The organism is Lishizhenia sp., from assembly GCF_057456495.1.
On the sequence record NZ_JBVCPV010000280.1, the window covers coordinates 1 to 2,549 of the forward strand.

Here is a 2,549-nt window from a genome sequence, read left to right on the forward strand (position 1 = left end):
GTTGAATTTCCTTGGGATAAATACAGTCAAATCATTGTAAGAAACTTTGTTTCTGGTGCCATGGAAAATACTTCAGCCGTTGTTTTTGGAGATTTTGTTTACAGAACGGAAGCAGAAGCATTGGATAAGAATAGTGATGACATCATAGCGCATGAATTATTTCACCACTGGTTTGGAGATTTGTTGACCTGTGAGAGTTGGTCGAACTTGCCCTTGAACGAGTCTTTTGCCAATTATTCACAGTATTTATGGGATGAGTTCAAATATGGAAAGGAAGAAGCTGCCTACAATGCCCAACAAGAAGCATTTGGTTTTTATAACTCTGCACAGTTTGCCGGTCATCATAACATGATATGGTTCGATTATGAAAACAAAGAAGACATGTTTGATGGTCATTCTTACAACAAGGGTGGTCGTATTTTACACATGTTGCGTACTTACTTGGGAGATGAATTATTCTTTGATGCGATTCAATATTATTTAGAAGAGAATAGCTATCAAACGGTTGAGATTCACAATCTGAGATTGGCTTTTGAAAAGGTGAGTGGTGAGGATTTAAACTGGTTTTTTAACCAGTGGTTTTTTGATGACCACGTGCCTAATTTAATTGTGAATCATGAAGTGAAAGACAGCATTTTAAAAGTGAAAATTCATCAAAATCAAAATTTGATGAAAGCTCCGCTATACCAATTGCCTTTAAAATTTATGGTGTACACCTCAAAAGGGAATTATACCTATAATATTCGCATAGAGGATGAGTACGAAGTATTCGAATTTCCTTTAGATGGAAGCTTGGAGAATTATATTTTGGACAGTGATAATAGCTTATTAGCTGAGGTTAAGACAGACAAACCAGATGCGTTTTGGGTAAATCAATATCGTCAGCGAGAGAATTATTTAGACAGGTATGAGGTGTTGCAAGTCGTAAGGGAAAGTTCTTCAGAAGCCTTGAAAAACATTGTGGTGGAAGCTTTGAATGATCCTTTCTGGGCCGTGCGTTACGAAGCATTGACCATGGTTGGTAAACTCAATAAAGATCAACGTAAAAAAGCATTGAACCTCATCGCTGAATTAGCGTTAAAGGATAGTAAACCTCAGGTAAAACAACGAGCGCTGCATGTATTGAGGTATAAGGAAAAGAAGTCGAAATTACAGGCCTTGTGCGTTCAACTTTTAAAAGAAGATGCTTCTTGGATGGTGAAAGGTGAGGCGTTGAGCGTTTTGGGGGGATTACAGCCCAAATTAGCCTTAGAGTGGGCTGCTAAATTTGAAAATGAACAAGCCAATTCTATTCTTATTGCCATTGCAGATTTATACGCAGAAATCGGTAAAGAGGAACAGTTGAAATTCTTTACGTCACATTTAAATACCAATACAATGAATGATGGAACCTACAGCGCAATGTTGGGTGCCTTTACCTTGTATTTGAAAGATGAAGATATTGCTGTTTTAGCTGATAACTGGAAAATCTACAAACAAGTAGCAGAACGCAAATTAGGCGATGCGGAAAAGTTTGTTCCACTTTACCTAAGGTCTTTAGTCGGACTCATGGAGTTCAGAGCACAAGAACTACAAAACGAAATAGACACTTTACGCAAAAACAACGATGTTGCCATCGCCGCTCAAAAGCAAAAAGTTTTGAATGTTGTGCTTGTAGAAATTAAAGCAGCTAGAGCTTATTTGTCAAGTTCTCATGAGGTAAAATAAAATTAAACATAGGTTATCGAGCGGAGCGCCGTGCAGAGCGGAGTCGAGGTATCGAGATAAGCGCTAAATGTAGAATGATTTTTAAGCTGAAATTAAGGTGATGTCAACTCCATGTGATTGCCATGTTGGGCATTTGCTATATTAATTCAAGAGTGGTTTAGAATTGATTAAAAAGATAGAAATGAGCGAGTTCGCAGAAATATTAAGAGAAAAACTAGAAGCTCAGCGCAAAGAGAGCACCGCAGAAAAAATGAGTGCTTATCTAAAAAACAAGTTTGCATCTTTTGGTATAAAATCACCGCAGCGAAGAGTCATTCAAAAAGAATTCTTTGCCCTGCTTCCGTTAAAAGATGCAGATTTTGATTACCGTGCTTTGGTAAAAGAGTTGTGGGATTTTTCCGAGCGTGAAGCCCAATACATTGCCCAAGAGCTTTTCGCCAAACAACAAAAGAAATTTCACCATCCCGATGATTTGGCGTTCATCGAATTTTTGTTGACCCACAAAGATTGGTGGGATAGTGTAGATTTTATTGCTGCAACCATACTCGGTTTCCATTGTAAAAAATACCCCGAACAAATTCCTTACATGGTAGAACGATTCACAGCGTCTGGACATTTGTGGTTACAGCGTTCAACTTTGATTTTCCAATTAAAGTATAAAGACGATGTAGATTTTGACTTGCTCAAACAACAAATCTTGACTTTAAAAGGAGACAAAGAATTCTTTATTCAAAAAGCCATAGGTTGGAGTTTGCGTCAATATTCTAAGTATAACCCAGAAGCCGTAAAAGCCTTTTTGGAGCAACATGAATTTTCTACCTTGGCCAGAAGAGAGGGGAGTA

Annotated in this window: 2 protein-coding genes; both read left to right on the top strand. The window is 37.8% G+C overall.

What is annotated here, in order from left to right; genetic code table 11:
- The coding region (locus AC22ZQ_RS14025) for a M1 family aminopeptidase (protein ID WP_318959388.1) at positions 1-1,707 on the top strand (1,707 nt) is incomplete at its 5' end.
- Positions 1,708-1,888: 181 nt separating this feature from the next.
- Positions 1,889-2,549 (top strand): DNA alkylation repair protein (locus AC22ZQ_RS14030; protein ID WP_318959389.1); only part of this gene is annotated, 661 nt, incomplete at its 3' end.